Below are 3,583 nucleotides of genomic sequence, written 5' to 3' on the forward strand. Positions count from 1 at the left end.
AGCGATCGCTTGCAAATTTACTTGTTGTATGCAAGCAATTCAGACGGCTACATCCCCTATAAGAGCCTATCCGGAAAATTCGGCAATGATGGTTAAGAGAAAGACAAGCTTTTAAAAGGGCGAATAGAAGTGCAGGCGTCCTACTCCCAAATCTAAACCGTAAGCTTTCTCTCCGGCTGGGAAAGCTTTGATTCGGAACAGATATACGCCGCTACTGAAGGGGTTACGTACCGGATTGAGACCAATCGTAACGGTTTTACCTGGAGGTACGGGAGGATCAAACATGACTGAAATGGTGTTTGTCTGACTATCTCTTATGACTTTTCCCAGCCCTAACTTTTCGCCTTTGTTTCCAGGCTTCCCTACAAATGCTTCGCTGTCGTTAAGTTTAAATCGAATTATCTCTAATCCCTCGTTTTGGGTAATCGTCACTTGCCCAAGCGGTTCACCAGCATTTTCTGGCAGACTGACGGTGAAATAATAGGTAGCTCCCCAGACATTAATCCGGTCAAAGGTAGTCGTAGCATCTATTAAGCGAGGCGGTTTTTCAAAGGAAACAGTTCCATCTGCTAGCTGAATCGCCCTAGATGAAGGACTCAAGACTCCCCACATGCTAGCTATTACCGCTAGGGTTGAGCTGAAAACTAAAAAAGAACGCATAGCCAAGTACCAAAGACAAGAAAAGATTCATTTACTCGGAACTATTTTGAATTTAATTTTGTCGTGATCTATGGCAAAATCCCTCTACAGTGGGAGGTAATTCTCAGCCATGATGTAGATGAACTACATTTTTGTTGGGCATTATCTTTAAAGTAGGAAGGCTAAAATCGGTGATTCTTAGGGCGGGGCAAAAACCGGGTGGCAACTATGCACGAATCGGGTTCTGATGGTTTGAAGGTTTTATCAGCAATCGAGTTTCAAGGGAGAGGGTGGAGTCAGAGGACTGCTAATTTGATGAAGTCTTTTGCTCGCAAGCGAATTGCACCCATTAGTTTAGTGACATTGCTCGGTTGTGGGGGAGCAACTTGGCTGGCAACGGCTGCTTTTATACCGCAGATTGCCCAAGCTTACACTGCTCGCTCTGAAGTTGCCTTGGTTCGTCAGCCAGCAGAAACTTACGAAGGTTTTGTCCGCAGAGCCGAGGTAGTGGCTAGGGCGGCGGCGCAGCGCAGCTTCGATCGCGACATTTTAGTGACTGACGTTGCGGTGATGATCCTGGGGCAAAATCAGGGAGCTATCGCACCAATTCTTTCTTTAAAAGTAACTCGCGGAGCCTGGAGAAGCCGCCCCGATACCCCCCGCTGGGCAACCTACTTCCCCAATACCAAGTCTTTACTCGGTTTTGTCGATGACGTGACGCCTTCCGATCAGCCCGTCCCCGCTACTGCCGAACCCCCCCCAGCACCAGCACAGGGGGCACCTGCTACAACTCCCCCACCAACCGCAGTGCCCGGTAACATTAGGGATGTCGCGCCTGGAGCGCCTACAGGGACTCCTCAGAACCAGACACCGGGAACAGCCGCTCCCGCAGCCCCCGGTACTCCTCAGAACCAGGCACCCGGAACCGCAGCCCCAACTGCACCAAATGCACCAACTGCTCCCACCTCGCCAACGATTCCCTCTTCACCAGCATTTCCTGGCGGTAATGTAAATCCCACGGAAACGATTCCCAATCCAACAGAAAACATTCCCAATCCAACAGAGAACATTCCCAATCCCACTACGCCAACCACTGGAACGGGAACCACCGGACAGGGGCGATAAAAACCGCCCAAATCAGCGTGTGAACCACCGCGCACACCTCTCTGCTCACTGCCTCATCGGGAACGAACAAGCGTGAGACAGTCAAGAAATTCGCCCGACTAGATTGAACTGGTCAAGGGATCTCTTAGAATAGGAAGGCTGTAAACGATTGCTGGAGTTACGATCATGGCGGTTCCTAAGAAGAAAACATCAAAATCCAAGCGCGATAAGCGCAAAGCCACCTGGAAGCACAAGGCGACAATTCAAGCTCAGAAAGCTCTGTCTTTGGGCAAATCGATTCTGACTGGGCGTTCTAAGTTTGTGTATCCAACCCAGGAAGAAGAAGCCGAAGAAGAATAATTATCCTAGAGGTTGCTTTTCGTCTCAGCCTCCTAGAATTTCCGAGCGCCTTTGGGCGCTATTTTTTTGGATATAAGTGCATATTAAGAATTAGAGTACACAAAACGCCATCTCTACTAGACTCATGCTAGGAAAATTTTTCAAAAAACCAGAATCGGAGGAGAGCGAACGGGTTCCTCCCGGTCAATATCTGACGAAAGGCTTCCCGGTGCTGACCTACGGCAACACTCCGCAGATCGATACTGACAACTGGCAATTTCGCGTCTGGGGTTTGGCAACCGAAAAGACTTTCAGCTTGGCAGATTTTATGGCTCTGCCCCAACATAACTTTACTGCCGATTTCCATTGCGTCACCCGCTGGTCTAAACTCGACGTGCAGTGGACTGGCGTTAAGGTGACAGACTTTATGAAGCTGGTGGAAGTTGACCCGAAAGCCGTTCATGTTATGGAACACTGCTACGGCGACTACACCACGAATATTCCTTTAGAAGACTTTCTCCGGGAAGAGAACTTTTTTGCTCACACTCTATTTGGGGAACCCCTACCAGCGGAACATGGCGGGCCGATGCGGCTAGTTGTCCCTCATCTTTATGCCTGGAAAAGCGCCAAATGGATTAACGGCTTAGAATTTCTTCGGCAAGAAGAGTCGGGTTTTTGGGAGCGCAATGGCTACCACCGGCGGGGAGAACCGTGGGCAGAAGAGCGATATAGCTATTAAGGGAGTAGGAAAAGAGAGTTTTGAGTTTTGAGTTATAAAAGAATTCTTTAATTCAAAACTCAGACGCAATAAATCGCGCCTCTACAATTTAAAACTTTTTTCTCATTACTAATTATTTCATTAGCCACTTCAGGATCTTGAGCTTGTCTTTATAGGGAGCGTATCTCAACTTCATATCAACGAGAAAAGATTTGTTGAGTACGCTTTTTTGATGGGAGAATGTCTCAAAACTTGCCTTGCCGTGATAACGACCGATGCCGCTCTCTCCGACGCCACCGAAGGGTAAATCTAGGACACCAACCTGCATAACGGTATCGTTGATGCAAACACCGCCTGAGGAGGTTTGTTGCAAGACGGTTTGTTGCTTTTGTTTGTCTTTCGAGAAGAAGTAGAGGGCTAAGGGTTTCGGTTTGGCGTTGACAAGCGCGATCGCTTCGTTCAACTCTGTATATTCTAGGACTGGCAGAATTGGACCAAAGATTTCTTCTTGCATGACTGGATCTTCCCAGCCCACGCGATCGATGACGGTAGGAGCAATGTATCGCTCAGATGGATTAGTCTCTCCACCAATCAAAACATCCCCATCTAGATATTTACAAAGACGGTTAAAGTGTTTTTGATTAATAATTCTGCCATAATCAGGGCTTTTTTCCGGTTCATCCCCATAAAAATCGTGAATACAATTTTTGATTTGTGCGAGCAAATCTCTTTTAATTCTTTTATCTACTAAAAGATAATCTGGGGCAATACAAGTTTGACCTG

General features: G+C 47.6%; 5 protein-coding genes. 3 read left to right on the plus strand and 2 right to left on the minus strand.

Features of this window, described 5'->3' with window-relative positions; translation table 11 throughout:
* Window positions 1-111 precede the first annotated feature (111 nt).
* Complete coding sequence (locus H6F50_RS05200) at window positions 112-600, minus strand: DUF2808 domain-containing protein (RefSeq protein WP_242028907.1); 489 nt, start codon at window positions 598-600, stop codon at window positions 112-114.
* Window positions 601-858: 258 nt separating this feature from the next.
* Here H6F50_RS05200 and H6F50_RS05205 point away from each other — a divergent pair, with 258 nt between their 5' ends.
* The 3 genes from H6F50_RS05205 to H6F50_RS05215 all read left to right on the plus strand — a co-directional run bounded on the left by H6F50_RS05205 (window position 859) and on the right by H6F50_RS05215 (window position 2,821).
* Complete coding sequence (locus H6F50_RS05205) at window positions 859-1,764, plus strand: hypothetical protein (protein ID WP_190427078.1); 906 nt, start codon at window positions 859-861, stop codon at window positions 1,762-1,764.
* Between the two features lie 165 nt (window positions 1,765-1,929).
* Window positions 1,930-2,103, plus strand: a complete 174-nt coding sequence (gene rpmF / locus H6F50_RS05210) for a 50S ribosomal protein L32 (protein ID WP_190410231.1) — start codon at window positions 1,930-1,932, stop codon at window positions 2,101-2,103.
* A 124-nt stretch (window positions 2,104-2,227) separates the two neighbouring features.
* Window positions 2,228-2,821, plus strand: coding sequence for a sulfite oxidase-like oxidoreductase (locus H6F50_RS05215; protein WP_190427080.1), 594 nt, complete (start codon window positions 2,228-2,230; stop codon window positions 2,819-2,821).
* Window positions 2,822-2,933: 112 nt separating this feature from the next.
* Here H6F50_RS05215 and H6F50_RS05220 read toward each other — a convergent pair.
* Window positions 2,934-3,583: aldehyde dehydrogenase family protein (locus H6F50_RS05220; RefSeq protein WP_190427082.1), on the minus strand; the 650-nt coding region annotated here is incomplete at its 5' end.

The sequence above is a fragment of the Coleofasciculus sp. FACHB-712 genome, assembly GCF_014695635.1.
GTDB lineage: Bacteria > Cyanobacteriota > Cyanobacteriia > Cyanobacteriales > FACHB-T130 > FACHB-T130.